Raw genomic sequence first — 21,990 nt, 5'->3', positions numbered from 1 at the left:
ACCTAGACCGCGCCCTGGATGCCGGCACTGCTCAGGGCCTCGCGGCCATGGGGCAGATCCAGCTCCAGGGCCGGCCCCTTGGGCACGATACCGGTCGGATTGATCTGCGCATGGCTGCCGTAGTAGTGGTGCTTGATGTGCTCGAAGTCCACGGTCTCGGCGATCCCCGGCCACTGATACAGCTCCCTCAGCCAGCCCTGTAGCGCCGGATAGTCCCGGATGCGCCGCAGATTGCATTTGAAGTGGCCGTGGTAAACGGCGTCGAAGCGAATCAGGGTGGTGAACAGGCGCCAATCGGCTTCCGTCAGCCATTCGCCGGTGAGATAGCGCTGGGTCTGCAGCAGCTTTTCCAGGTCGTCGAGGGTGGCGAAGACCTCGTCGAAGGCCTCTTCGTAGGCCTCCTGGGTGGTAGCGAAGCCAGCCCGGTAGACGCCGTTGTTGACCGTCGGATAGATGCGCTCGTTGAGGGCGTCGATGCGCCCGCGCAGGGCCTCCGGGTAGAGGTCCAGGCGATTGCCGGTCAGCTCGTCGAAGGCGCCGTTGAACATGCGGATGATCTCGGCGGATTCGTTGCTGACGATGCGCTCCTCCTGGCGATCCCAGAGCACCGGCACGGTAACTCGGCCGGTGTAGTCGGCCTGGTCGCGCTGATAGAGCTGGTAGAGACGCTCAAGGTGATAGCGGTCGTCACCACTGGAGCCCTTGGCCAGGTCGAAGGTCCAGCCTTCCTCGCGCATCAGCCAGCTGACCACCGAGACGCCGATCAGGTCCCTGAGGCCCTTGAGCTGGCGATAGATCAGGGTGCGGTGGGCCCAGGGACAGGCCAGGGACACATAGAGGTGGTAGCGCCCGGCTTCCGGGGCATAGCGCGAGGCGCCTTGCGGAATGGCTTGCTCGGGGCGGGCGATCCAGTCCCGACGCTGGGCCTCTTCCCGTTTGAAATGGCCATCCTTGCCATTGTCGTACCAGCGGTCCTGCCATTGCCCATCGACCAACAAGCCCATATCGTCATCCTCCGCTGCGTTGCGGTTAGGAACCCGGGGAGCCGCTCCGGGTTCCTGAGGCGACGTCAGAGCGTCCGGTCGCGCGCTTCCCAGCGTTGCTCGGCTTCGCGCTGGGCGCTGGCCTGGTCCTGGCCCAGGGCGCGCAGGGCCACGGCCAGGGTGGCGATGACCGCCAGGCGCCCATAGGGGTCTTCCGCTTCCCCCCGCCAGGTGGAGGCGAGCAGGACCGGATCGAGGCGCTCCGGCTTGACCTGGCGACGCTCGGTCAGCGCCGGCCAGCTTTCGTCCCAGGCTTCGCCGCCACGGGTGCCGTAGAGGTGGGCGATGACATCGGGATTGCGCTCGACTTCACCGCCTTCGCCCTTGATGACGATGCTGTCATCACCCAGCAGACGACTGGCCTCGCGGTGCACCTCCTGGTAACCCGGATGGAAGATGCTCTGCAGGATGCAGCGCGCCTGGCTGGGGTTGAGCAGCCGGACCAGGGAGTGGATCGGCGAGCGCAGGCCGAGCTCGGCTTTGAGATCGATCATCCGCTGCAGGGCCGGCATCCAGGCGGCCAGCGGCAGGAAGGCCGGCTGACCGCGATCGAGCAGGGCGTCGACGTCCTGCCAGTCAGTGGCGGTCGGCATCCCCAGGTCGGCCAGGCACTGTTCGGTATAGAGCCGGCCCGCGGTGTGGGTACCACCGCCATGCACGACCACCCGCACGCCACTGCCGGCCAGGCATTTCACCGCCAGCAGGTACCAGGGCAGGTGACGCTTCTTGCCCGCGTAGGACGGCCAGTCGAGATCGACGGCGAAACCTGGCGGCTGCAGCCGCGCCCGGACGGCGCGGGTAAAGCCAGCCAGTTCCTCGGCGCTCTCTTCCTTGTGTCTGAGCAGCATGAGAAAGGCGCCGAGCTGGGCTTCGGTCACCTGGCCGTCGAGGATCAGGCCCATGGCCATTTCCGCCTCGGCCTCGGTCAGACTGCGGGCGCCGCGCTTGCCCTTGCCCAGGGCCCGGACATAGACGGCGAAGGGGTGTTCTTCGGGCGTGGTGAGGGTCATAGGCAATTATCCGGTTTCGGCAGGCCGGCCAGTTTGGCGCCGAGCTTGGCCGGCGCGCCCTTGAACAGCAGGTTGAGCTGCAGACTGGTGCCCAGATCCGAGCCCAGCGTCTGGGCAATGTACTTGATCAGCGGCCGATTGGCTGGTGAAAGCTGGAATTGTGCGTAGAAGTCACGCAGCGCCTGCAGCACCTGCCAGTGGCGTTCGGTCAGCTCGATGCCTTCCTTGAGTGCCAGTTGCTGGGCTACTTCGGGACTCCACTGGGAGAGGTCGCGCAGATAGCCTTCGGGGTCGAGGTCGAGAGGCATGGCTAGGTCCAGCTGATGACCTTGGCGCAGCTCACGCTCAGGTCGACGAAGGTGGGGTAGTCGATCAGGGTCACGGCCCGCTCGGGTTGCAGGCGACGCGCCTGGACGTCTTCCGCCAGGGCATAGAGGGCCGCCTCGGCCGGGAGTTGCGTCAACAACTCCGCCGCCGCGCTGCCGGGGCGCAGGGCCTCGACGGCAGCGCCGGTGAGCAGAACGGTGTCCTCGCCGCGGACCCAGCTCAGGCCGTCCAGGGCACCGGCGTCCAGTAGCGGCGAGCGGGAAAACAGGTGCAGGGTAGTCAAATGGAAATCACCTGGTCATGGTCGTGGATCAACGCCATCAGCCCCTCGGGCTCCAGCGGCGTCACCCAGGCGGGCAACTGCTCCGGCGTGATGCCCAGGCGGTGTAGGGCGGCGGCTTCAGCGTAGATGGCCTCGACACCGAACAGCGGCAGCGCAGAGAGGTTGGCGCTCAGGTCCTTCTGCTCGAGGGCAGCGCTGTCGGCCGCCAGCAGCTGGGTCACGCCAGGACCTGCGAACAGCAGCGCCAGGGGCAATTCGAAGGCACCACCGGCCAGTACCATATCCAGCGCCTCGCGCGGACCGGGGCCGCTCAGGGCCGGTTGGCGGGAGATGACGAGAGTACTCCTGGCCATGCTAGTCGCCTCCAAAGCAGAGCAGGCGATCGGCGTCCTGCACCGCCTCGTGCAACTGGCCCAGGCCGGACAGCTGCCAGGGCGCCCGCACGTTCACCGCGCCCTCACGTTCGTAGCGCCGCGCTTCGTTCTCGTCCAGCAGCCCCCGCTTGAGGGCGGCGGCGATGCAGACCACGGCGTCGATCTGGTGGCGTTCGATCAGCTCGCGCCAACGGGCGGGCAGATCGGATTCGTCCTGGCCACTGACCAGGGCGTGAGACGCGTTATGGACGCCGTCGCGGTAAAGAAAGAGGCGCGACAGCTCGTGACCCCCGGCCAGCAGCGCCTCGCAGAAGCGCAGGGCCCGACGCGCCGAAGGCGCCTGGGGTGGAGAAAGGACAACGATGGCAAATTTCATGAATGTAAAAAGGCCCGCCGAAGCGGGCCTCTTGGGCTACCGCTCGTAATCAATCGTTGTTGCTGGCGAATCCGAAGATCTGCAGCAAGCTGATGAACATATTGTAGATCGAGACGTACAGGGTGATGGTAGCCATGATGTAGTTGTCTTCACCACCGTGCACGATGGCGCTGGTCTGGAACAGGATGGCCGCCGCGGCGAACAGCACGAAGCCCGCGCTGATGGCCAGTTGCAGACCGCTGATCTGGACGAAGAAGGACAGCACCACGGCGCCCAGCAGGATCCAGAAGCCCGCCATCAGAAAGCCACTGAGGAAGCTCATGTCCTTGCGACTGATCAGGGCGTAGGCCGACAGGCCGAAGAAGGCCAGGGCGGTCATGCCGGCAGCGGAGGCGATCACGCTGCCACCGTTGGGCAGGCCCAGGTACATGTTCAGGATCGGGCCCAGGGTGTAGCCCATGAAGCCGGTGAGGGCGAAGGTACTGACCAGACCCCAGCCGCTGTCGCGGGTCTTCACGGTCAGGAAGAACAGGCCATAGAAGCCGATCAGGACCACGAAGATGTTGGGGTAGGGCAGCCGCATCTGCTGCGAGACGAAGGCGACCAGGCCGCTGAACGCCAGAGTCATGGCCAGCAGGGCATAGGTGTTGCGCAATACACGGCTGACGTCCCGCGGTTGCGCGATAGCAGGGTTGTAGGCGTATTGACGCTCGTTCATGGTGTACTCCAAAGCTAAATTAACGGTGTGATGTACCGTACGACCCCGAAGATAGCAAATGTTGCTTAAGGATCGCTTGCGACTGTTTGACAGTGTGTTGCCATCAGGTACTATGCGCCCCTCTTACGGAAGTGTGGCCGAGTGGTTTAAGGCAGCGGTCTTGAAAACCGCCGACTCGCAAGGGTCCCAGAGTTCGAATCTCTGCGCTTCCGCCATCTGCGAAGCCCCGTTCTTACGGGGCTTTTTGCTGTCTGTATGGTCGGATTTCAAGAGCACTCGGGCGAGAAAAAAGAGCAGTTCCGAAGTTCTTTCGGAACAGCGCCGATGCCTGACCTTCTATAGCCCTGGACTTGATGAGGGTGAGCATCGCGGCAACCCTGGCCCCCGAACGAGAGCCAGGGCTGAGCTGAGTGCGATCGTGGGGAACTGCCTTTTGAGATGAGCAGGCAGAACGGCCTGAGTCAGGACGTGCCAAGCATCGTCAAACTATCGGTCATCCGCTGAAGCTGACGACCCTGGTCACGCGCCATCGTCAGCAGGCCACCATGGCCACCACGAAGATGGTTGCCAACCCGATACACATGGCACCCAGGGTGAGCGCCAGTAGGCCCTGATCGCTGGCCAGCGATCGTGGACGAATGAGTGCAGATTTGAGCGGGACGCTATTTAGCCGGCTGTGGGGCCTCGACTCGAAGAGCGTCACTGTCCTTGTCAATTGATAGCGCAACTGAAATATCCTTTTCAGTTTCGGTACTGGGCTGCGGCACCCAGCTATTGGCCGCGATTGTGGCTTCAGCGAAGCTCAACAGCAAGACCATTGCTGCTACGCAAGTTCCTATGGCAATCGCATTGATTACCTTCTGTTCTTTCACAGGCGCATTCATGTTGCTTGTTTAGCCCGGGTCCACGTCGAATGAGGTGGTCTGACAACCGCAGGCGGCAGAAGTGCGGAGGCATTAGGTTTTCACGATCAACCCTGGCTCCCGTCACCGCGGTAAGGCGTCGCTATTCAGCGCGAAACCGGTATCCTGTCTGACGACTTTGTACTCCGGTCTTCCTGCTCCCACATGCCACCGCCGCCGATGACTGCAACTCGGCTGAAACCCCTCGTGCGCCCCGGCGTTCGTATCGATGGCGGTGCGATATGCTCCGCTGCGGATCCAGTTCCAGTATCTGGACATGAAAAAGCCCGCGCGAAGCGGGCTTTTTCCAGACCGAGGAGCAGCGTCCCAGTCAGGGCGTGTTGCCCTTGGCCAGGGCGGCAGCGATGGCCGGTGCGTCGATGGCGTTGGTCAGGACCTGGGTGCCCGAAAGGATGACGTTGTTGGTCGGGCCGCTGCCTTTGATCTCGTCGCTGGCGAGTAGCTTGCCCTGGTCGTCGAGGACCTGGGTGATGACGTCATAGTCGAAGCGGACGCGCATGTAGGCGTCGGATTTCCACTCCCGCAGTTTCAGCACCAGCAGCTTCTGGCCCTGGGGCGCGCGGTCGCTGGCCTGGCTGGGCATGGCGGTGATGGCGGCGCGGGCCAGGGCCTTTTGCACGGCGTCCTGCAGGTCGGCGGAGAGGGGGCTACCGCTGTAGGTGCGGACGCTCCAGGGGTTGTAGTAGAGACCGCGGATGTTGCCGACGTAGGTGGCGTCCTTGTTCTGGGCGACCACATAGGGGCGCTCATCGAGTACCGCGACGGCGACCGGCTTGTCGGCCTTGACGGTGAGTTGCGGGGCGGTCTGGCGGTAGTCGATCTTCTGGCCGATGGCGCAACCGGCCAGTTGCAGCGCAGCGAAGGTGATGAACAAGAGATGGGACGGCTTCATGCGAAACTCCTTTTTCGAGAGGCGCGCAGTCTAAGCCATCAGCTCCGTCATGCCAAAATAATGTGATGCAGGTCACTAAATATCTGGATGGCCACGAGTCGATTGCCGGGCTCCGCAGCCGGGTGGATGCGCCTGGCACGCTTATCAGTGGGGTAGGCAGGCCAGGGGATTACCTGCCTTTCAGTGGCGGGGACTCACGCAGCCTCAAGGGAAGGCACAGCGCTCAATGATAAGACAGTCCCCGGGCTCTGCCCCGACCCGGGCGGGCTACAGCGTCTTCTTGTATTCCTTGTCCACCTTCTTGTCTTCGCGGTGGCGTTCCTTGTCCAGATGGGTATCGGTGCGGTCGGCTTCGTCGGCGGCATGGGCCGCGCCCTTGTCGACTTCCTTGCGGTCGTGGCGGGCGTCCTTGCTCACGTCACGACCGTCCTGGCGGATGCTCTTTTCCACCGGGCTTTCGGCCAGTGCGACGCCCGTGCCGAGGACGCTCAGCAGAACGGTCATGGCTGCTGCGGTAAGGCGGGATTTCATCGAGAAGCGCTCCTGAATCGAGAGAGAGGGAGTGGCCGTCCAGAGCGACCGCTTCGTTTGCAGTAAAGCGGTAAAGCGGCCGTTTTGAAAGGAAAGCTGCAGAGACGCCCTGTTCAAGCGGGCGAGCTGGAGGCCCAGGCGGACGCATCGTGCGGATGCAGACTCTCCAAATGGCGCACCTGGAGGCTCACGTCCCGGTAGCTTTCACGCAGGGCGACCAGCAGGCGGCGGGCGGCGTCCTCGACGAACATCAGGTTGCTGCCATTTAGCGCGGCGAAGGCCTGTTCGTCGGCGCGCTTCACGGCCGTTTGCACCGGCGTGCCCAGGGCCTGTTCGCACTGGTCGATCAGGGGCAGCAAGCCGAAGTCGACTGCCCCGGCCGGCAGGCTGATCCGTACCCGGGCCAGGCTGCGCTGGCTGTGCGGGGTGGCCAGGGAGGCGTGACGGCTCAGCCAGTGGGCGACGGTGGCGGGATCGAGCTGCGTGGTGGTCCCGTGTTCGGCCAGAAAGGCCCGTTCGATCAGTTGCCGGGACAGGGCGGCGGAGCAGGGACAGGTGGAGGCGTAAAGGATCTCGACGCGCGCGCTGAGCTTGAAAGCGCCGGCTACCCAGCTGGCTTCCAGGCGTACGGTATAGCGTTTCCAGCCACTTAGCTCGGCGGTCACCAGGGCGGGGCGGCGGATCAGCAGGGCGAAATCCAGCCGCAGGCGGGCGGCGCGGGAGTCGCAGCTGCGGTGGCTGGCGACCATGTCGCTCAGCAGCAGACGCAGGCGCTCGGGCGTCAGGAGGGCTTCGCCGCCCAGCCGATCCAGCAGTTGATACAACCGGGACATATGGATGCCCTTGGCGGTGGCCGCGGGCAGGTCGACCTGGACGTCGGCCCTGGCGGGCAACAGGCCGCCGAGATCGGCGTGGCCGAGGCGGATCGGCAGGTCGATACCCTGCATGCCGACCCAGTCGAGGGCGGCGGGCAGGGTGGCGGTCTCGCTGAGGGAGACATCGGGGAGGATGGCGTTCATGGGCAGGGCTCGCTTCAGTGCGGATCGGTGGCCTGGGGCCAGTCGCTGAAGGGGTTGCGCAGGCACATCCAGGCCGCGGGGCCGGCGGCGAGCTCCTCGTCGGTCAGCAGGCAGGCATCCAGGCGGGCGCGCAGGGCGGCTTCGTCCATGTCCATGCCGATGAGTACCAGTTCCTGGCGAGCATCGCCGACGCCCTCGTGCCATTTTTCCTTGATGAAAGCGACGGTTTCTTCATCCTCCGGCCACTGCTCGGGCGGTACCGCGGCCCACCAGCGCCCGGCCACGCCATGGCGGGCCACGGCGCCGGCCTGGGACCAGGTGCCGGCATGGGCGGGATGGCTGGCCAGCCAGAAGTAGCCCTTGGAGCGGATCACGCCAGGCCATTCCCCCTCGACCAGGGCGAAGAAGCGCTCGGGATGGAAGGGGCGGCGGGCCTGATAGACAAAACTCGAGATGCCGTATTCCTCTGTCTCGGGGGTATGTTCGCCGCGCAGCTCCTGCAGCCAGCCCGGCGCCTGGGCGGCTTTGTCGAAGTCGAAGAGTCCCGTCTGCAGCACCCGCTCCAGCGGTACGGCGCCAAAGCTGGCCAGTTCCAGTCGTGCGCGGGGATTGAGGCTGCGCAGGATGGCCAGCAGCCGATCGCGTTCCGCCGGTTCGATGAGGTCCAGCTTGTTCACCACCAGGACGTCACAGAATTCGATCTGCTCGATCAGCAGGTCGACCACGGTGCGCTCGTCTTCCTCGCCGAGGGATTCGCCACGGGATTCCAGCAGATCGCTGGAGGCGTAGTCGCGCAGGAAGTTGAAGGCATCCACCACGGTGACCAGAGTGTCGAGCTGGGCGACGTCGCCCAGGCAGCGCCCGTCTTCGCCGGCGAAGGTGAAGGTTTCGGCCACGGGCAGGGGCTCGGAGATCCCGGTGGATTCGATGACCAGCTGATCGAAGCGGCCCTCGCGGGCGAGGCGTTCGACTTCCAGCAGCAGGTCTTCGCGCAGGGTGCAGCAGATGCAGCCGTTGCTCATCTCCACCAGCTTTTCCTCGGTGCGCGACAGCTCGGCGCCGCCGTCGCGGACCAGGGCGGCGTCGATGTTGACCTCGGACATGTCGTTGACGATGACCGCCACCCGCCGGCCTTCGCGGTTGTTGAGAATATGGTTGAGCAGGGTGGTCTTGCCGGCGCCGAGAAAGCCGGACAGCACGGTGACAGGGAGTTTCTGGCTGGGGAGGCTGGCTGGGGTCGTCATGGTCATCACGGCTAGGGTAGGTCGTAGGGCGGGCGCGTCCCTGTAGGGGATGCTCCAGAACTTTATAACACGTTATAACATAACATTTAGTGCAGGTTAAGGACGGACCTGTTCCCTGCACGGCGTCTTCTTCAGCTAACCGGGTGGGTGACTCGAGCCGCCCGCCATTGATCCAGGCGGACTGCCCTCGGTCACAGGCGCCAACTAGACGTGCTGACCGCCGTTGATATGGATCTCGGCACCGTTGATGTAGCAGGAGCGTTCGCTGCAGAGGAAGTAGATGGTCTCGGCCACTTCGTCGGGGGTACCCAGGCGCTTGAGCGGGACCTCGGCTTCCACCAGGCCATCGGTACCGGGCGAGAGGATGGAAGTGGCGATCTCGCCCGGTGCTATGGCGTTGGCGCGGATGCCACGGGGACCGAATTCATGGGCCAGTTCCCGGGTCAGCGCGGCCAGGCCTGCCTTGGAGGCGGCATAGGCCACTCCGGCGAAGGGATGCACTCTCGAACCGGCGATGGAGGTGACGTTGACGATGCTGCCTCGAGCGGCTTCAAGCTCCGGCAGCAGGGCGCGGGCCAGCAGGGCGGTGGAAACCAGATTGACGTTGAGGACGTGGGTCCAGGTCTCGGCATCCGACGCGGCTACCCCGAGGCGACCGCCATCCGGCCCCTTGGGCGAGATGCCGGCATTGTTGACCAGGGCATCCAGCTTGCCGCTGGGCAGGCGCTCGCGGACCGTGGCGACCAGGCGATCGATCTGGGTGAGGTCGGCGAGATCGGCCTGGATGTGCGCGTCGCGGGCTTCCGGCCAGGCGCATTCTTCGGAGAACGGCTGGCGGGAGACGGTGAGCAGACGCCAGCCCAGGCTGCGGAACAGCTTGACCGTGGCGTGACCGATTCCGCGACTGGCGCCGGTGAGCAGCATGGTGCGCTGGGTCATGGGCGACCCCGGCAGGCAGCGGGGCGGACGAGGGGCGACAGGACGGGCATGGTGGGTGACTCCGGCGTCTGGCAGGCCGGTTCACTATGCCCAAGCAGGACAGGTGGGGCAATCGATGGACCTGTCCTCACCGGCGGACCGATGAGGACAGGGTGCCTTCAGGCTTCTTCGAGGGCGCGCGGGCGGGCACTGCGCTGCTCGGCGGTGGGTTCTTCGGCGGGCTGCAATTCGAAGTCGAAGTCGATTTCGGCGAACTGGCTGCCGTCGAGGCCACGGGCGCGGGCGGCGTTGGCGTCGTCGTGGAAGTGGATGTCGGCGATGAGTTCGTCGCGGGTGGCGTAGGCGAAGTCATCGTGCAGGTACTTGTCGCCGGCCAGGTTGATCTGGGTGGTCAGGTGGCGATGGCCGGGAGCGGAGATGAAAAAGTGGATGTGCGCCGGGCGCTGGCCATGGCGGCCGAGGCCGTCGAGCAGGCGCTGGGTGGGGCCGTCCGGCGGGCAACCATAGCCGGAGGGCACGATGCTGCGGAACGCGTAGCGGCCCTCGGCGTCGGTGCGGATGCGTCGGCGCAGGTTGAATTCGGACTGCGCCGGATCGAAGTAGGAATAGGTGCCGCCGGTGTTGGCGTGCCAGACGTCCACCAGGGCGCCGGCCAGCGGGCGACCCTCGGTGTCGCGCACCTGGCCGGTCATGAACAGCGGCACGCCGGCGTCCTGGCCATCATCGAGCCGGGCTTCGCCTTCGCACAGAGGGGCACCGGCCGCATAGAGCGGGCCTTCGATGGTGCGCGGGGTGCCACCGGTGCGGCCGGCCTGTTCGTCCTGGGCATCCAGCAGCAGATCCAGATAGTGCTCCAGGCCGAGGCCGGCGACCAGCAGTCCGGCTTCCTGGCGCGCGCCCAGGTCGTTGAAGTAGCTCACCGCCTGCCAGAATTCCTCGGGCGTCACCTCCAGGTCCTCGATCATGCGGATGCTGTCGGTGAGGATACGGTGCACGATGGTCTTGAGGCGCGGATTGCCGGCGTCCTGCTCGAAGCCGCTGGCGACTTCAAAGAACTTCTGCACATCGGCGGTCTGGGAAAGGGCTAGGGTCATGGAGCGATCCTCGGTGTTGTTGTTATGGGTGGCCAATCAGCGGTCGTCGGTGTGGATGGAGGAGGGGTGCCGGCACAGGGCGGTGACCTCGATCTCCATATAGGGGTAGAGCGGCAGTTGCAGCAGGGTATCGTGCAGCGCCTGGGTATCGGCCACGTCGAAGATGCTGACGTTGGCGTAGAGCCCGGCGATCCGCCAGAGGTGGCGCCAGGTGCCCTGGCGCTGCAGCTCCTGGGCCAGTTCCTTTTCCGCCTGCTTGAGTCGCGTGGCGTCGGCGGCGGGCAGATCGTGGGGCAGTTTGACGGTCATGCGGACCATGAACAGCATGGTGAATCCTCCACGGGGCGTGATCAGGCGGTGGCGACGGCGAGGCTGCTGCGATCGCGACGGAAATGGGCGAGGCGGTCTTCGTCGAGGCTGACGCCGAGGCCGGGACCCTGGGGTAGCAGCAGCTGGAAGTCGCGATAGGTCGGCGGCTCGACGAGGATGTCCTCGGTGAGCAGCAGTGGACCGAACAACTCGCTGTGCCAGTCCAGCCGCTCCAGGGTGGCGAAGGCATGGGCCGAGGCCAGGGTGCCGATGCTGCCTTCGAGCATGGTGCCGCCATAGAGGCCGATGCCGGCCGCCTGCGCCAGGTGGGCGACCTTGAGCACCGCCCGCGGACCGCCGGTCTTGGCGATCTTGAGCGCGAATACCGGGGCGGCACCGGCACGGGCCAGGGCGAAGGCGTCGGGGAGGCTCTCGATGGCTTCGTCGGCCATCACCGGCGCCGGACTGCGGGCGCTGACCCGCGCCAGGGCCTGGACGTCATGGCGCGGCACCGGCTGTTCGATCAACTCCACCCCGGCGTCGGCCAGGGCCTGGCAGGCGCGCAAGGCCACGCCTTCGCTCCAGGCCTGGTTGACGTCGACCCGCACGCTGGCGCGATCGCCCAGGGCGCGCTTGATGGCTGCCACGTGGGCGATGTCCCGGGCCGGTTCGGCCGCGCCGATCTTGAGTTTGAAATGGCGATGGCGGCGCAGCTCGAGCATGCGTTCGGCTTCGGCGACGTCCTTGGCGGTGTCGCCGCTGGCCAGGGTCCAGGCCACCTCCAGCCCCTGTTGCACCCGGCCGCCGAGCAGTTCGGCGAGGCCCAAGCCGCGACGCTGGCCCTGGGCATCGAGCAGGGCGGTCTCCAGGGCCGACTTGGCGAAGGTATTGGCGCGCACGCTGCGCTCCACGCGCTGCATCACGGCATTGAGGTTGTCGGCGTCCTGGCCGATCACCAGGGGCGCCAGATAGGTGTCGAGGTTGGTCCTGATGCTTTCTGGGCTCTCCCCGGCGTAGGCCAGGCCGCCGATGGTGGTGGCTTCGCCGAGGCCCTGGCTGCCGTCGCTGCAGGTCAGGCGCAACAGCACCAGGGTCTGCCGCTGCAGGGTATGCATGGCCAGCTTGTGCGGGCGGATGGTGGGCAGGTCGACGAGGCAGGTGTCCAGGCGTTCGATGCTGATCATGGGCCGAATCCATCAGGGGCGGTCGTTGCCGCGCGTTCTTGTAGGGACGGCTTTCAGCTTGCGAGTTGCCTCCCCGGCAGTCCAATATCCGTTGCGTGTTCTACGATACCCTGGAGGTATGATGGAGCTGCGGCATCTGAGGTACTTCCTGGTCCTGGCGGAGACCCTCAACTTCACCCGCGCGGCCGAACGCCTGCACATGGCCCAGCCGCCCCTCAGCCGGCAGATCCAGCAACTGGAAGAAGAGCTGGGGGTGAGCCTGCTGGAGCGCGGCCGGCCCTTGCGCCTCACCGAGGCCGGGCGCTATTTCCAGGAACACGGCAGTAGGTTGCTGGCGCAGCTGGACGAGGTGCGCGACGGCACCCGGCGGGTGGCCGAGGGGCGCAAGCGCTGGTTGGGCATCGGCTTCGCGCCGTCCACGCTCTATGGCGCCCTGCCGGAACTGATCCGCCGACTGCGCACCGATGCCGGGCTGGAGCTGGGGCTGTCCGAGCTGATCACCCTGCAGCAGGTCGAGGCGCTCAAGAGCGGACGCATCGACATCGGTTTCGGTCGCATCCGCATCGAGGATGCCGCGGTGGTGCAGGAGGTATTGCACGAGGATCCGCTGGTGGCGGTGCTGCCGGCCGGGCATCCGCTGCTGGGCGCGCCGGTGAGTCTGGCACGCCTGGCGCAAGAGCCCTTCGTGCTCTATCCCTCCGCGCCGCGACCCAGTTACGCCGACCATGTGCTGGCGCTGTTCGCCCGCGAAGGATTGAACATTCGCGTGGCGCAGTGGGCCAACGAATTGCAGACGGCCATCGGCCTGGTGGCGGCCGGACTGGGGATCACCCTGGTGCCGGCCTCGGTGCGCCGGCTGCACCGCGACGACATCGACTACGTCTCCCTGAGCGATACTCAGGCGGTCTCGCCCATCGTCATCAGCTACCGGGCCGGCGATCGCTCGCCGCTGCTGGCGCATTGTCTGGCGCTGGTGCAGGAGACCGCTGCGCAACAGGCCTGAAGTCCCGGCCAGCCGTGGCCTGGGCGGGATTCGCCCGACGCCCGGGTGGCGGCCGCCGCGTAATTAGCTGCGCCAAGGGGATGGTCGCGGCAGTCTGCGGACAGCCCCGCAGCGGGAACCACGCCGAAGATGATTCCAGACCTGAGCAACCTGGAGTCTCTTGCGATGACCGGATCCTATATCCACGTACCTGCGCCGTCCGGCGCCTTCGACGCCTACTTCGTGCCCTCCATCGACGGTCGCGGTCCGGGCATCGTCCTGTGCCAGGAGATCTTCGGCGTCAACGCCGCCATGCGCGCCGTGGCCGACCAACTGGGCGAGGAGGGTTACAGCGTGCTGGTGCCCGATCTCTACTGGCGTCAGGCGCCGCGCATCGAATTGGGCTACACCCCGGAGGATTTCGAAAAGGCCTACGGCCACTACCAGGCCTTCGACGAGAACCTGGGGGTGGTGGACATCGGTGCCGCCCTCGACCATTTGCGTAGCCTGCCCGAAGTGAGCGAAGCCGGGCTCGGCGTGGTGGGCTACTGCCTGGGTGGCAAGCTGGCCTACCTGGCCGCCTGCCGCTTGCGCCAAGTGGCTTGCGCCGTCGGCTACTACGGAGTCGGTATCGAAAAGGCCCTGGGCGAGTTGGAAGGCTTGAGTGGGCGCCTGGTGCTGCATTTCGCCGAGGCCGACCAATTCTGTCCGGCGCCGGCGCGGGAAGCCATCCTGGCGGCCCTGGCCGAGCGGCCGGGTACCGAGGGTTACGTCTACCCCGGCGTCGACCATGCCTTCGCCCGGCCCGCCGGCCATCACTACGACAAGCCCGCCGCGCTGCTGGCCCATGAGCGCACCATCGCCGCGCTGCGCCGCACCCTTGGCCCCGACTACAACCTGTCGGCGCTGTGGGAAGAGCACATCCGCCACGAATTCGATACCCGCGACGTGCCGGCAACCATGGCCACCATGGTGCCCGAGCCCTACGTCAACCATATCCCGACGATGACCGGCGGGGTCGGCTATCGCGAGCTAGCGCGCTTCTATCGCTATCACTTCGTGCATGGCAATCCCAAGGACATGAAGCTCACGCCGATCTCGCGCACCGTGGGTGCCTCGCAGATCGTCGACGAATTCGTCATGAGCTTCACCCACGACGAGGCCATCGACTGGATGCTGCCGGGCGTGGCGCCCACCGGTCGCCATGTCGAGATCCCCATGCTGGGGGTGGTGAAGTTCCGCGGGCCCAAGCTCTACCACGAGCACATCTATTGGGATCAGGCCAGCGTGCTGGTGCAGATCGGCCTGCTCGACCCCGAGGGCCTGCCGGTGGTCGGTGTGGAGACCGCGCACAAGCTGCTCGACGAGACGCTGCCATCCAACACCCTGATGCCGAGCTGGGCTTCCAGCGCCGGCAAGTCCATCGAGGAGTGAGGCCATGAGTCTGCATTCCCTCGATGGCAAGACGGTGGTCATCAGCGGCAGTGCCACCCTGATCGGCCAGGCGGTGGCCGAGGCACTGGTCGCGGCAGGCGCTCGGGTGGCCCTGCTGGACATCGACCCGAACGGCGCGGCCGGTGCCGAGGTGCTCGGCGAAGCGGCGTTCTTCCTGACCGTGGACCTGACCGACGATGCGGCGTTGGCGCTCGCGATAGCCGCCATCCGCGAACGCTTCGGCGCGGTGGCTGGCCTGGTCAACCTGGCCTGTACCTATCTCGACGATGGCCTGGAGTCGTCGCGCGGCGACTGGCTCAAGGCGCTGGACGTGAACCTGGTGTCGGCGGTGATGCTGGCCAAGGCACTGCACACGGATCTCAAGGCGCGGCGGGGGGCGGTGGTCAACTTCACCTCCATCTCCGCCGACTGCGCCCAGACCGGGCGCTGGCTGTATCCCGTCTCCAAGGCCGCACTCAAGCAGCTAACCCGCAGCATGGCGCTGGATCTGGCGCCGGACGGCATTCGCGTCAACTCGGTGTCGCCGGGCTGGACCTGGTCGCGGGTGATCGCCGAGGTCAGCGGTGGGGATCGCGCCCACGCCGACCGCGTCGCCGCCGACTTCCATCTGCTCGGCCGCCTCGGCGAGCCGGCAGAGGTCGCCCAGGTGGTCGCCTTTCTACTGTCACCGGCGGCGAGTTTCGTCACCGGCGCCGACTATGCCGTGGACGGCGGTTATTCGGTCATGGGACCGGAGCGCAACCAGCCGGCCATTCCCCGCCTCGCCGAACGGGAGTGATGCCATGCACAACCCCTTCTGGCGCCTGTTCAACGGCTTCACCCCCACCCGCAACTCGACTCCCCGGAGAACCTCCATGCGCCGTATCGCCATCGTCGGGGCCGGCCAGGCCGGCCTGCAACTGGGCCTGGGCCTGCTCGCCCAGGGCTATCATGTCACCCTCACCACCAACCGCACCGGCGAGCAGGTGCGCGCTGGCAAGGTCATGTCCAGCCAGTGCATGTTCAACACCTCGTTGCAGACCGAGCGCGACCTGGGGCTGAATTTCTGGGAAGACCAGTGCCCGGCGGTGGAGGGCATCGGCCTGGCCGTCCCCGATCCTGCCCATCCCGAGCGCCCGGCCTTTCAGTGGAGCGCGCGCCTGGAGCGCTATGCCCAGGCGGTGGACCAGCGCCTGAAGATGCCGGCCTGGATGGAGGAGTTCGAGCGGCGCGGCGGCGAACTGGTGATCCAGGACGTCGGCCTGCCCGAACTGGAAACCCTGGCCGCCAGCCATGACCTGACCCTGCTCGCCGCCGGTAAGGGCGAGATCGTCAACCTGTTCGCCCGTGACACCGAACGCACCGTCTTCCAGCATCCCCAGCGTGCCCTGGCGCTGACCTATGTGAAGGGCATGACGCCCATGTCGCCCTATTCGCGGGTGGCCTTCAACCTTATCCCCGGTGTGGGCGAATACTTCGTCTTCCCGGCCCTGACCCTGAACGGACCCTGCGAGATCATGGTATTCGAAGGCGTGCCCGGCGGCCCCATGGACTGCTGGCAGGACGTCACCTCGCCGGAGCAGCACCTGGAGCGTAGCCTGGAGATCGTCCGCCGCTTCGCGCCCTGGGAGGCCGAGCGCTGCCAGAACCTGGAGCTCACCGATGCCGGCGGCGTGCTGGCCGGGCGCTTCACGCCCATGGTGCGCAAGCCGGTGCTGCGCCTGCCTTCGGGCCGGCCGGTGTTCGGCATGGCCGACGCCCTGGTGGTCAACGATCCCATCACCGGCCAGGGCTCCAACAATGCCGCCAAATGCAGCAAGGTCTATCTGGAGGCCATCCTCGCCCAGGGCGATGCCGCCTTCACCCCGGATTGGATGCACCAGACCTTCGAGCGCTACTGGGACTACGCCGGCCAGGTAGTGAAATGGACCAACAGCCTGCTGACCCCGCCACCACCGCACATCCTCGATCTGCTCGGCGCCGCCAGCCAGTCCCACGCCATCGCCTCGCGCATCGTCAACGCCTTCGACGATCCCCGCCGTTTCGCCCCCTGGTGGTTCGAAGCGGAGGCCTGCCAGGGCTTCCTGCGTGAACACCTGAACCAGGCTGCCTGAGGAGCCCACCATGACGATAGACGCGCTGGATCTCATCGCCGCCGACCCGGCCAACCCGCGGGCGCTGCGCAACCTGCTGGGGCAATTCGCCACCGGCGTCACGGTGATCACCACCCGCGGCCGTGACGGGCGCAAGGTAGGGATGACCGCCAATTCCTTCTCCTCGGTGTCCCTGGAGCCGCCGCTGGTGCTCTGGAGCCTGGCCCGCCAGGCGCCGAGCCTGCCGGACTTCCTCGCCGCCAGCCACTTCGCCATCCATGTGCTGGGCAGCGACCAGCACCAGCTTTCCGGCCACTTCGCGCGGCCGGCGGAGGACAAGTTCGCCGGTATCGCCCACGTCGAGGGCACCGCTGGCGTGCCGTTGCTGGAGGAGGCCGTGGCGACCCTGATCTGCCGCAACCACGTCCAGTACGAGGGCGGCGACCACCTGATCTTCCTCGGTGAAATCGAGCACTACCGACACAGCGGCGGCGAACCGCTGGTCTTCCACGCCGGCCAGTACCGGGTCGCCAGCGCCCATCCCGCACTGGGCGCCTGAGACTTGGCGGCGCCCGTCGATGCCACTCGGTCGGCGGGCGCTGCCCTTTCGAATCTGCCTTTCGCGAGCACGAACAGCCGTATTCAAGGAGCCTTGCATGACCCGGATTCGCTATCTTTCCCTCGCCGGTGCCCTGGTCGCCGGAACCACTCAGGCCTTTGACCTGCCGGTGGTCAACCTCGGCCTCACCAGCTTTCTTGACGGCGGTCTGCCCGCCGGTAACGGCTGGTACCTGCAACAGTATTTCCAGAACTACAGCAGCCATCGGCTGACCGATCAAAACGGCGACAAGCTGGGGCTGCCGAAAACCAAGCTGGACTACCAGGTCTCGGTGACCCAGCTCAGCTACGTATCGGACCTGCGCCTGGGCAACGGCAACCTGGGTCTGAACATGTTGCTGCCGGTGGTGACGCGGATGAAGGTCGACGATGGCCTAGACAACGCCGCCCTCAAGGACCAGGGCGGCATGGGCGACCTGCTGGTGGGGCCGTTCATCCAGTTCGATCCGGTGATGGGGCCGAACGGGCCGCGCTTCGTCCAGCGCGTCGAATTGCAGGTGAATATCCCCACCGGTGAATACGACCGCGACAAGGACATCAATCCCGGCAACCACGCTTGGTCGTTCAATCCCTACTGGGCGGGCACCTACTGGTTCACCCCCAACTGGACCGTCTCGGTGCGCGCCCACTACCTCTACAACTTCAAGAACGACAAGCCGAGCTATGCCTTCGGCGACGTCTCCGACATCCAGGCCGGCCAGGCGCTGCACGCCAACTTCGCCACCGAATATGCCGTCACCCCGCAACTGCGCCTGGGCATCAACGGCTACTGGCTCAAGCAGATCACCGACACCCAGGTCGACGGTCACGACGTCTCCGGACGCCGGGAGAAGGTCTGGGCCATCGGTCCAGGCGGCATGTACAGCTTCTCCAAGAACGACCACCTGGTGGCCAACGCCTATTTCGAGCAGGACGCGGAGAATCGTCCTGAAGGCAGCCGGGTGCAGGTGCGCTACATCCACCACTTCTGACCGGACGGAGTTCAGCTCCCTTCGTCCACTTTCAAGCCTGCCGGGGATGGCAGGCTTTTTTTTGCACGGCGTTTGGGCGGTAAGCTCAACCAAGGGCGTGTCCAGGTGGTTCAGATATAGCGGCAGACGATGCGGGGTGGCGCCGGAGGTTATGGTCCTATTGGTCTTGGACGGTTGCGCCGTCTCATTCCAACCTCCGGCTCATTGAGGCTATAGCGTTCCGCCGTTGCGACCGCTTCTACGGCATCACTCACCTCTGTAGACGTCGATAACCGTAGCGTGGAAAACGGCGCAGCCTTTTCCACTGGAATCCGTCGCGATGCGTGCCCTCACCCCAACCTTCTCCCGAGGGGAGAGGGGGCTATCGGAGCAGGTGTTCGTCTTTCAAGGTTTTAGCAAGATCCAGATCAATCTGAAGCCCTCACCTTGGTAACAGCTTTCTCAGAACTGCCATGGGTCGCGGCCAGTCGGGTGAGCGCAACGAAGCTCAACAGAAAGGGTTCGCCGGGCGCTCCGGGCCAAGCGGTGGAACCAGATAGAGGCTGCAGGAAGATTCGTGCCTGTTGGGTTTCGACGGCAAGGCTGTCTCAGCCCAACCTTAAAAAGCAATAAGCCCGGCAGGCGAGCTGTCGGGCTTATTGAAAGAGGCAGCGCAGCGTTAACGCGTAGACGCACTCTGCAGGAATTTCTCGCTATACAGCCGCGTCTCCTCGCCCAACCCCTGCTGGTCGAGCCAGGTCTTGACCGCCTCGACCATGGGCGGCGGGCCGCAGAGATAGAGGTCGCAGGCCTGGTCGGTGAGGAAGCGCCGGTCGAAATGCTCGGGGATATAGCCGCTGAGGCCCTGCCACGCCGGACCCGGCTGGCTGACCACCGGCTGGTAGTCGAAGTCGGCGATGCGCGCGCGGTAGGCCTCCAGCCGGGCGCCCTCGCAGAGATCCTGCTCCTGGGTGACGCCATAGAACAGCCGCACCGGCTGGCCGCAGCCGCCTTTCTCGGCCATCTCGTCGAGCATGCCGAGGAAGGCCGACAGGCCCGTGCCGCCCGCCACCAGCACTAGCGGCCGCTCCACCTGGCGCAGGTAGAAGCTGCCCAGCGGGGCTTCCAGCTCCAGGGTCAGGCCCGGCTGGCAGCGCTCGCGCAGGAAGTTGCTCATCGCCCCGTCCGGCAGCAGGCGGATGAGGAATTGCAGCTGGTTCTGCGCATTGGGTCGGTTGGCGAAGGAGTAGGCGCGCCAGTCGTCGGTGCCGGGGATGCGCAACCGGGCGTACTGGCCGGGTAGGAATTGCAATTGGCGCGGCGCGGTGCTGGCGTCCAGGTGCAGGATGGCGGTGGTGGCCGAGACCAGCTCCACCGAGGTCACCTGGGCGCTGATGCGCTCGGGCTCTTCGGCATGGCAGAGGCTGGAATCGTGGTCGAAGTAGAAGGCGGCGTTGGACGTCACCCGGGTCTGGCAGGCGAGCATCTTGCGCTGCGCCAGGTCACGCTCGGAAAGGGCTTCCTCGTCGACGTAATCCTGGCTGTAGGCGCCGGCTTCGCAGCGCCCCTGGCAGGTGCCGCAGACGCCTTCGCGGCAGTCCAGCGGCAGGCTGATGCCCTGGCGCAGGGCCGCGTCCAGCAGCAGTTCGTTGGGCTTCACCGCGATGAACAGCGTCTTGCCGTCGGCGAAGCTCAGAGCGACGTTGTGGCTCATGGCGGTGGCCTCAGAGGTGGTAGAAGTCGAGCACGGAGTTGATGGTGTCGTTGAGCAGCAGCACCTGCTTGCGGGTGATGCGGAAGTCGCCGTCCACCTCGCGCAGGTGATAGGTCACCTGGCCATAGAACTGCTCGGACACCCCGTGGCGGGCATAGAGCGTCAGCCAGCCGGCGCGCACCTCCAGCAGACCGTCGTCAGCCCGGGCGACGCGTACGTTGCTGATCTGGTGCAGGGTGCGCGGCAGTGGCGTGGAGGCGGCCGACTTGCCGGTGCGCAGGCGGAACACCCGGTCCTCCAGGCCGGAGCGGTCGGCGTAGTAGATATAGGAGAGGCCCTGGGTGGGATCGGTCACGTACTCGTGCTCGCTGATCCATTGCGGCAGGTGGAAGACGCTGTCGGCCTCGAACAGCGCCAGATAGGCGTCCCAGTCCTGGGCATCGCAGAGCGCCGCCTTGCGATAGAGGAATTGTTCCACGGCGTATTGCAGATCTGGGTTCATGCCGACACCTCCGTCGGTTGCAGGGCTTTGTTGGCCAGGCCGTCGAGCAGGAAGCGCTGCCAGGCGCCGTGCTGGTTCACATAGAGGCCTTCATGGGTGAATTCGGTACCGGTGAGTACCGGCTGGATGCCCAGGGCCTCGCTGTTCACGGTGGGGCCGGCGGTCCAGCGATGATGGCCGCGGGAGATGTCGTTCCAGCGCTCCAGGCGGGCCTGAAAGCCGCGCTGGGCTTCACGGAATTCCACTAGATCGTCGGGCGTACCCATGCCGGAGACGTTGAAGAAGTCCTCGAACTGGCGGATGCGGTTGGTGCGGTCAGCGGGCGCCTCGCCCTTGACGCCGATGCACTGGCTGATGATCTCGGTCTTGTTCCAGGCCACCGGCCGCACGATGCGCAGCTGGGAGCTGATCTGGTCCATGAAGAACAGGCTGGGGTAGATGTTGAGGTTGCGCAGGCGATGCATCATCCACTCGGCGCGGGCCTGGCCGTATTCCTCGACCAGGCGCGGCATCACGCTGGCGTAGCCGGGGCGCACCGTGGGGTTGGGCATGTCGCTGAACAGCAGGCTGTGGCCATTCCTGAAGGAGAACCAGCCATCGTCGGTCTCGGCATCGCCGGCGCCGAGCTTGCTGTAGTCCAGGGTGCTGCTGGCACCGCCTTTCTCGGCGTTGACCTGCTGGCGGTGCTGCACGGTGGAGACGTAGTTGTAGTGCACGGTGCTGACGTGATAACCGTCGAGGCCGTTCTCGTTCTGCAGCTTCCAGTTGCCGTCGTAGGTGTAGGTGGACTTGCCCGGCAGGATCTCCAGCTCGCCGGTCGGCGACTGGGCCACCATCATGTCGAAGAAGACCTTGGCGTCGCCTAGGTAGTCTTCCAGGGAATCGCTGCCTTGGGTGTCCAGGCTGACGAAGACGAAGCCCTTGTAGCTCTGGATGCGCGCCTTCTTCAGGCCGCGGGTGGCCTTGTCGAAGCCATCAGGGTACTCGCCCGGCGCCTTGACCTTCACCAGGCGGCCGTCGCTCTTGTAGCACCAGGCGTGGAAGGGGCAGGTGAAGGTGGACTGGTTGCCGCGCGCCACGCGGGTAAGGGTGGCGCCACGGTGCTGGCAGGCGTTGATCAGCGCGTGCAGCTCGCCGTTGCCGTCACGGGTGATGATCAGCGGCTGGCGGCCGGCGCGCATCGTGACGAAGTCGTGGGGCTTGGCGATCTCGCTTTCGTGGCAGGCGTAGATCCAGACCTTCTCGAAGATCAGCTCCATTTCCAGTTCGAACAACTCGGGTTCGGTAAACAGGTCGCGGGCGATGCGATAGACGCCGTCGGCCGGACGGAAGTCCAGGCAACCTTGGATGTAATCCTGCCATTGGGCAATGCTGCGGGTGCTCATCAGGGGTGTCCTCTAGGGTGAGACTCACCTCGATTGAAGCCCCGCC

General features: G+C 65.8%; 24 protein-coding genes and 1 tRNA gene. 7 read left to right on the top strand and 18 right to left on the bottom strand.

The annotated features are described in order from the left end of the window. Nucleotides 1-2: 2 nt before the first annotated feature. From ACZ5R1_RS12965 to ACZ5R1_RS12935, 7 genes are all read right to left on the bottom strand, one after another. Complete coding sequence (locus ACZ5R1_RS12965) at nt 3-1,004, bottom strand: glutathione S-transferase family protein (RefSeq protein ID WP_464712360.1); 1,002 nt, start codon at nt 1,002-1,004, stop codon at nt 3-5. Nucleotides 1,005-1,069: 65 nt separating this feature from the next. Beyond that, complete coding sequence (locus ACZ5R1_RS12960) at nt 1,070-2,053, bottom strand: glycosyl transferase family protein (RefSeq protein WP_464712359.1); 984 nt, start codon at nt 2,051-2,053, stop codon at nt 1,070-1,072. Next, a complete protein-coding gene (locus tag ACZ5R1_RS12955) occupies nt 2,050-2,361 on the bottom strand; it encodes a TusE/DsrC/DsvC family sulfur relay protein (protein ID WP_464712358.1) in 312 nt (103 codons plus the stop codon). Before ACZ5R1_RS12955 ends, ACZ5R1_RS12960 begins: the two co-directional genes overlap by 4 nt. Nucleotides 2,362-2,363: 2 nt before the next feature. Beyond that, nucleotides 2,364-2,663 carry a sulfurtransferase complex subunit TusB gene (tusB, locus tag ACZ5R1_RS12950; RefSeq protein ID WP_115946887.1) on the bottom strand — a complete coding sequence of 100 codons (300 nt, stop codon included), beginning with the start codon at nt 2,661-2,663 and terminating at the stop codon, nt 2,364-2,366. Further along, the gene (gene tusC, locus ACZ5R1_RS12945) at nt 2,660-3,016 is read right to left on the bottom strand and encodes a sulfurtransferase complex subunit TusC (RefSeq protein ID WP_464712357.1); all 357 of its coding nucleotides are present in this window, start codon (nt 3,014-3,016) and stop codon (nt 2,660-2,662) included. The genes tusB and tusC overlap by 4 nt, the downstream gene beginning before the upstream one ends. A gap of 1 nt (nt 3,017) precedes the next feature. Then, entirely contained in the window at nt 3,018-3,413 is a 396-nt protein-coding gene (gene tusD, locus ACZ5R1_RS12940; RefSeq protein WP_007162312.1) for a sulfurtransferase complex subunit TusD, read from the bottom strand. Between the two features lie 49 nt (nt 3,414-3,462). Further along, nucleotides 3,463-4,131, bottom strand: a complete 669-nt coding sequence (locus ACZ5R1_RS12935) for a Bax inhibitor-1/YccA family protein (RefSeq protein WP_007162313.1) — start codon at nt 4,129-4,131, stop codon at nt 3,463-3,465. A gap of 127 nt (nt 4,132-4,258) precedes the next feature. On the opposite strand from ACZ5R1_RS12935, the gene ACZ5R1_RS12930 reads away from it, so the two are divergent. Next, nucleotides 4,259-4,346 (top strand) — tRNA-Ser (locus ACZ5R1_RS12930). A gap of 1,018 nt (nt 4,347-5,364) precedes the next feature. Here ACZ5R1_RS12930 and ACZ5R1_RS12925 read toward each other — a convergent pair. From ACZ5R1_RS12925 to ACZ5R1_RS12890, 8 genes are all read right to left on the bottom strand, one after another. Continuing rightward, complete coding sequence (locus tag ACZ5R1_RS12925) at nt 5,365-5,946, bottom strand: YajG family lipoprotein (RefSeq protein WP_027601141.1); 582 nt, start codon at nt 5,944-5,946, stop codon at nt 5,365-5,367. 267 nt (nt 5,947-6,213) lie between these two features. Continuing rightward, complete coding sequence (locus ACZ5R1_RS12920) at nt 6,214-6,477, bottom strand: hypothetical protein (RefSeq protein ID WP_044342341.1); 264 nt, start codon at nt 6,475-6,477, stop codon at nt 6,214-6,216. Nucleotides 6,478-6,590: 113 nt separating this feature from the next. Further along, the gene (gene folE2, locus ACZ5R1_RS12915) at nt 6,591-7,496 is read right to left on the bottom strand and encodes a GTP cyclohydrolase FolE2 (RefSeq protein ID WP_464712356.1); all 906 of its coding nucleotides are present in this window, start codon (nt 7,494-7,496) and stop codon (nt 6,591-6,593) included. Nucleotides 7,497-7,510: 14 nt separating this feature from the next. Further along, nucleotides 7,511-8,746 carry a zinc metallochaperone GTPase ZigA gene (zigA, locus tag ACZ5R1_RS12910; protein ID WP_288477228.1) on the bottom strand — a complete coding sequence of 412 codons (1,236 nt, stop codon included), beginning with the start codon at nt 8,744-8,746 and terminating at the stop codon, nt 7,511-7,513. Nucleotides 8,747-8,944: 198 nt separating this feature from the next. Beyond that, nucleotides 8,945-9,679, bottom strand: coding sequence for an SDR family NAD(P)-dependent oxidoreductase (locus ACZ5R1_RS12905; RefSeq protein ID WP_007162330.1), 735 nt, complete (start codon nt 9,677-9,679; stop codon nt 8,945-8,947). 158 nt (nt 9,680-9,837) lie between these two features. Further along, complete coding sequence (catA, locus tag ACZ5R1_RS12900; protein ID WP_464712355.1) at nt 9,838-10,773, bottom strand: catechol 1,2-dioxygenase; 936 nt, start codon at nt 10,771-10,773, stop codon at nt 9,838-9,840. Between the two features lie 36 nt (nt 10,774-10,809). Then, nucleotides 10,810-11,100 carry a muconolactone Delta-isomerase gene (gene catC / locus ACZ5R1_RS12895; protein ID WP_027597809.1) on the bottom strand — a complete coding sequence of 97 codons (291 nt, stop codon included), beginning with the start codon at nt 11,098-11,100 and terminating at the stop codon, nt 10,810-10,812. Between the two features lie 23 nt (nt 11,101-11,123). Next, on the bottom strand, nt 11,124-12,266 hold the full coding sequence (locus tag ACZ5R1_RS12890; RefSeq protein ID WP_288473189.1) for a muconate cycloisomerase family protein: 1,143 nt from the start codon (nt 12,264-12,266) through the stop codon (nt 11,124-11,126). Between the two features lie 121 nt (nt 12,267-12,387). Here ACZ5R1_RS12890 and ACZ5R1_RS12885 point away from each other — a divergent pair, with 121 nt between their 5' ends. The 6 genes from ACZ5R1_RS12885 to ACZ5R1_RS12860 all read left to right on the top strand — a co-directional run bounded on the left by ACZ5R1_RS12885 (nt 12,388) and on the right by ACZ5R1_RS12860 (nt 18,364). After that, nucleotides 12,388-13,269, top strand: coding sequence for a LysR family transcriptional regulator (locus ACZ5R1_RS12885; RefSeq protein WP_144946627.1), 882 nt, complete (start codon nt 12,388-12,390; stop codon nt 13,267-13,269). Nucleotides 13,270-13,434: 165 nt separating this feature from the next. Beyond that, nucleotides 13,435-14,682 carry a dienelactone hydrolase family protein gene (locus ACZ5R1_RS12880; RefSeq protein WP_144960704.1) on the top strand — a complete coding sequence of 416 codons (1,248 nt, stop codon included), beginning with the start codon at nt 13,435-13,437 and terminating at the stop codon, nt 14,680-14,682. 4 nt (nt 14,683-14,686) lie between these two features. After that, entirely contained in the window at nt 14,687-15,481 is a 795-nt protein-coding gene (locus ACZ5R1_RS12875) for an SDR family oxidoreductase (protein ID WP_144960706.1), read from the top strand. 76 nt (nt 15,482-15,557) lie between these two features. Further along, nucleotides 15,558-16,796 carry a styrene monooxygenase/indole monooxygenase family protein gene (locus ACZ5R1_RS12870; RefSeq protein WP_144960755.1) on the top strand — a complete coding sequence of 413 codons (1,239 nt, stop codon included), beginning with the start codon at nt 15,558-15,560 and terminating at the stop codon, nt 16,794-16,796. Nucleotides 16,797-16,806: 10 nt separating this feature from the next. Beyond that, a complete protein-coding gene (locus ACZ5R1_RS12865; RefSeq protein WP_027601130.1) occupies nt 16,807-17,334 on the top strand; it encodes a flavin reductase family protein in 528 nt (175 codons plus the stop codon). A gap of 97 nt (nt 17,335-17,431) precedes the next feature. Further along, nucleotides 17,432-18,364 carry a SphA family protein gene (locus ACZ5R1_RS12860; RefSeq protein ID WP_464712354.1) on the top strand — a complete coding sequence of 311 codons (933 nt, stop codon included), beginning with the start codon at nt 17,432-17,434 and terminating at the stop codon, nt 18,362-18,364. A gap of 658 nt (nt 18,365-19,022) precedes the next feature. Here ACZ5R1_RS12860 and antC read toward each other — a convergent pair. From antC to antA, 3 genes are read right to left on the bottom strand one after another with little or no spacing between them, the layout of a single operon-like run. Further along, complete coding sequence (gene antC, locus ACZ5R1_RS12855; RefSeq protein ID WP_144960711.1) at nt 19,023-20,057, bottom strand: anthranilate 1,2-dioxygenase electron transfer component AntC; 1,035 nt, start codon at nt 20,055-20,057, stop codon at nt 19,023-19,025. 10 nt (nt 20,058-20,067) lie between these two features. Next, the gene (antB, locus tag ACZ5R1_RS12850; protein ID WP_464712353.1) at nt 20,068-20,559 is read right to left on the bottom strand and encodes an anthranilate 1,2-dioxygenase small subunit; all 492 of its coding nucleotides are present in this window, start codon (nt 20,557-20,559) and stop codon (nt 20,068-20,070) included. Continuing rightward, nucleotides 20,556-21,944, bottom strand: a complete 1,389-nt coding sequence (gene antA / locus ACZ5R1_RS12845) for an anthranilate 1,2-dioxygenase large subunit (protein WP_037007555.1) — start codon at nt 21,942-21,944, stop codon at nt 20,556-20,558. The genes antB and antA overlap by 4 nt, the downstream gene beginning before the upstream one ends. Between the last annotated feature and the right edge of the window lie 46 nt (nt 21,945-21,990).

Source organism: Pseudomonas sp. Pso3, assembly GCF_055393275.1.
This window is presented reverse-complemented; position numbering and strand designations above follow the sequence as displayed.

What these genes read in the sequence shown, in the direction of transcription:
- ACZ5R1_RS12965 (WP_464712360.1), bottom strand. Translation starts at nt 1,004, where the DNA reads ATGGGCTTGTTGGTCGATGGGCAATGGCAGGACCGCTGGTACGACAAT.
- ACZ5R1_RS12880 (WP_144960704.1), top strand. Translation starts at nt 13,435, where the DNA reads ATGACCGGATCCTATATCCACGTACCTGCGCCGTCCGGCGCCTTCGAC.
- antC (WP_144960711.1), bottom strand. Translation starts at nt 20,057, where the DNA reads ATGAGCCACAACGTCGCTCTGAGCTTCGCCGACGGCAAGACGCTGTTC.
- ACZ5R1_RS12925 (WP_027601141.1), bottom strand. Translation starts at nt 5,946, where the DNA reads ATGAAGCCGTCCCATCTCTTGTTCATCACCTTCGCTGCGCTGCAACTG.
- catC (WP_027597809.1), bottom strand. Translation starts at nt 11,100, where the DNA reads ATGCTGTTCATGGTCCGCATGACCGTCAAACTGCCCCACGATCTGCCC.
- ACZ5R1_RS12860 (WP_464712354.1), top strand. Translation starts at nt 17,432, where the DNA reads ATGACCCGGATTCGCTATCTTTCCCTCGCCGGTGCCCTGGTCGCCGGA.
- catA (WP_464712355.1), bottom strand. Translation starts at nt 10,773, where the DNA reads ATGACCCTAGCCCTTTCCCAGACCGCCGATGTGCAGAAGTTCTTTGAA.
- ACZ5R1_RS12905 (WP_007162330.1), bottom strand. Translation starts at nt 9,679, where the DNA reads ATGACCCAGCGCACCATGCTGCTCACCGGCGCCAGTCGCGGAATCGGT.
- zigA (WP_288477228.1), bottom strand. Translation starts at nt 8,746, where the DNA reads ATGACCATGACGACCCCAGCCAGCCTCCCCAGCCAGAAACTCCCTGTC.
- ACZ5R1_RS12935 (WP_007162313.1), bottom strand. Translation starts at nt 4,131, where the DNA reads ATGAACGAGCGTCAATACGCCTACAACCCTGCTATCGCGCAACCGCGG.
- tusC (WP_464712357.1), bottom strand. Translation starts at nt 3,016, where the DNA reads ATGGCCAGGAGTACTCTCGTCATCTCCCGCCAACCGGCCCTGAGCGGC.
- ACZ5R1_RS12870 (WP_144960755.1), top strand. Translation starts at nt 15,558, where the DNA reads ATGCGCCGTATCGCCATCGTCGGGGCCGGCCAGGCCGGCCTGCAACTG.
- ACZ5R1_RS12955 (WP_464712358.1), bottom strand. Translation starts at nt 2,361, where the DNA reads ATGCCTCTCGACCTCGACCCCGAAGGCTATCTGCGCGACCTCTCCCAG.
- ACZ5R1_RS12960 (WP_464712359.1), bottom strand. Translation starts at nt 2,053, where the DNA reads ATGACCCTCACCACGCCCGAAGAACACCCCTTCGCCGTCTATGTCCGG.
- tusD (WP_007162312.1), bottom strand. Translation starts at nt 3,413, where the DNA reads ATGAAATTTGCCATCGTTGTCCTTTCTCCACCCCAGGCGCCTTCGGCG.
- ACZ5R1_RS12890 (WP_288473189.1), bottom strand. Translation starts at nt 12,266, where the DNA reads ATGATCAGCATCGAACGCCTGGACACCTGCCTCGTCGACCTGCCCACC.
- folE2 (WP_464712356.1), bottom strand. Translation starts at nt 7,496, where the DNA reads ATGAACGCCATCCTCCCCGATGTCTCCCTCAGCGAGACCGCCACCCTG.
- ACZ5R1_RS12875 (WP_144960706.1), top strand. Translation starts at nt 14,687, where the DNA reads ATGAGTCTGCATTCCCTCGATGGCAAGACGGTGGTCATCAGCGGCAGT.
- ACZ5R1_RS12920 (WP_044342341.1), bottom strand. Translation starts at nt 6,477, where the DNA reads ATGAAATCCCGCCTTACCGCAGCAGCCATGACCGTTCTGCTGAGCGTC.
- ACZ5R1_RS12885 (WP_144946627.1), top strand. Translation starts at nt 12,388, where the DNA reads ATGGAGCTGCGGCATCTGAGGTACTTCCTGGTCCTGGCGGAGACCCTC.
- antA (WP_037007555.1), bottom strand. Translation starts at nt 21,944, where the DNA reads ATGAGCACCCGCAGCATTGCCCAATGGCAGGATTACATCCAAGGTTGC.
- ACZ5R1_RS12865 (WP_027601130.1), top strand. Translation starts at nt 16,807, where the DNA reads ATGACGATAGACGCGCTGGATCTCATCGCCGCCGACCCGGCCAACCCG.
- antB (WP_464712353.1), bottom strand. Translation starts at nt 20,559, where the DNA reads ATGAACCCAGATCTGCAATACGCCGTGGAACAATTCCTCTATCGCAAG.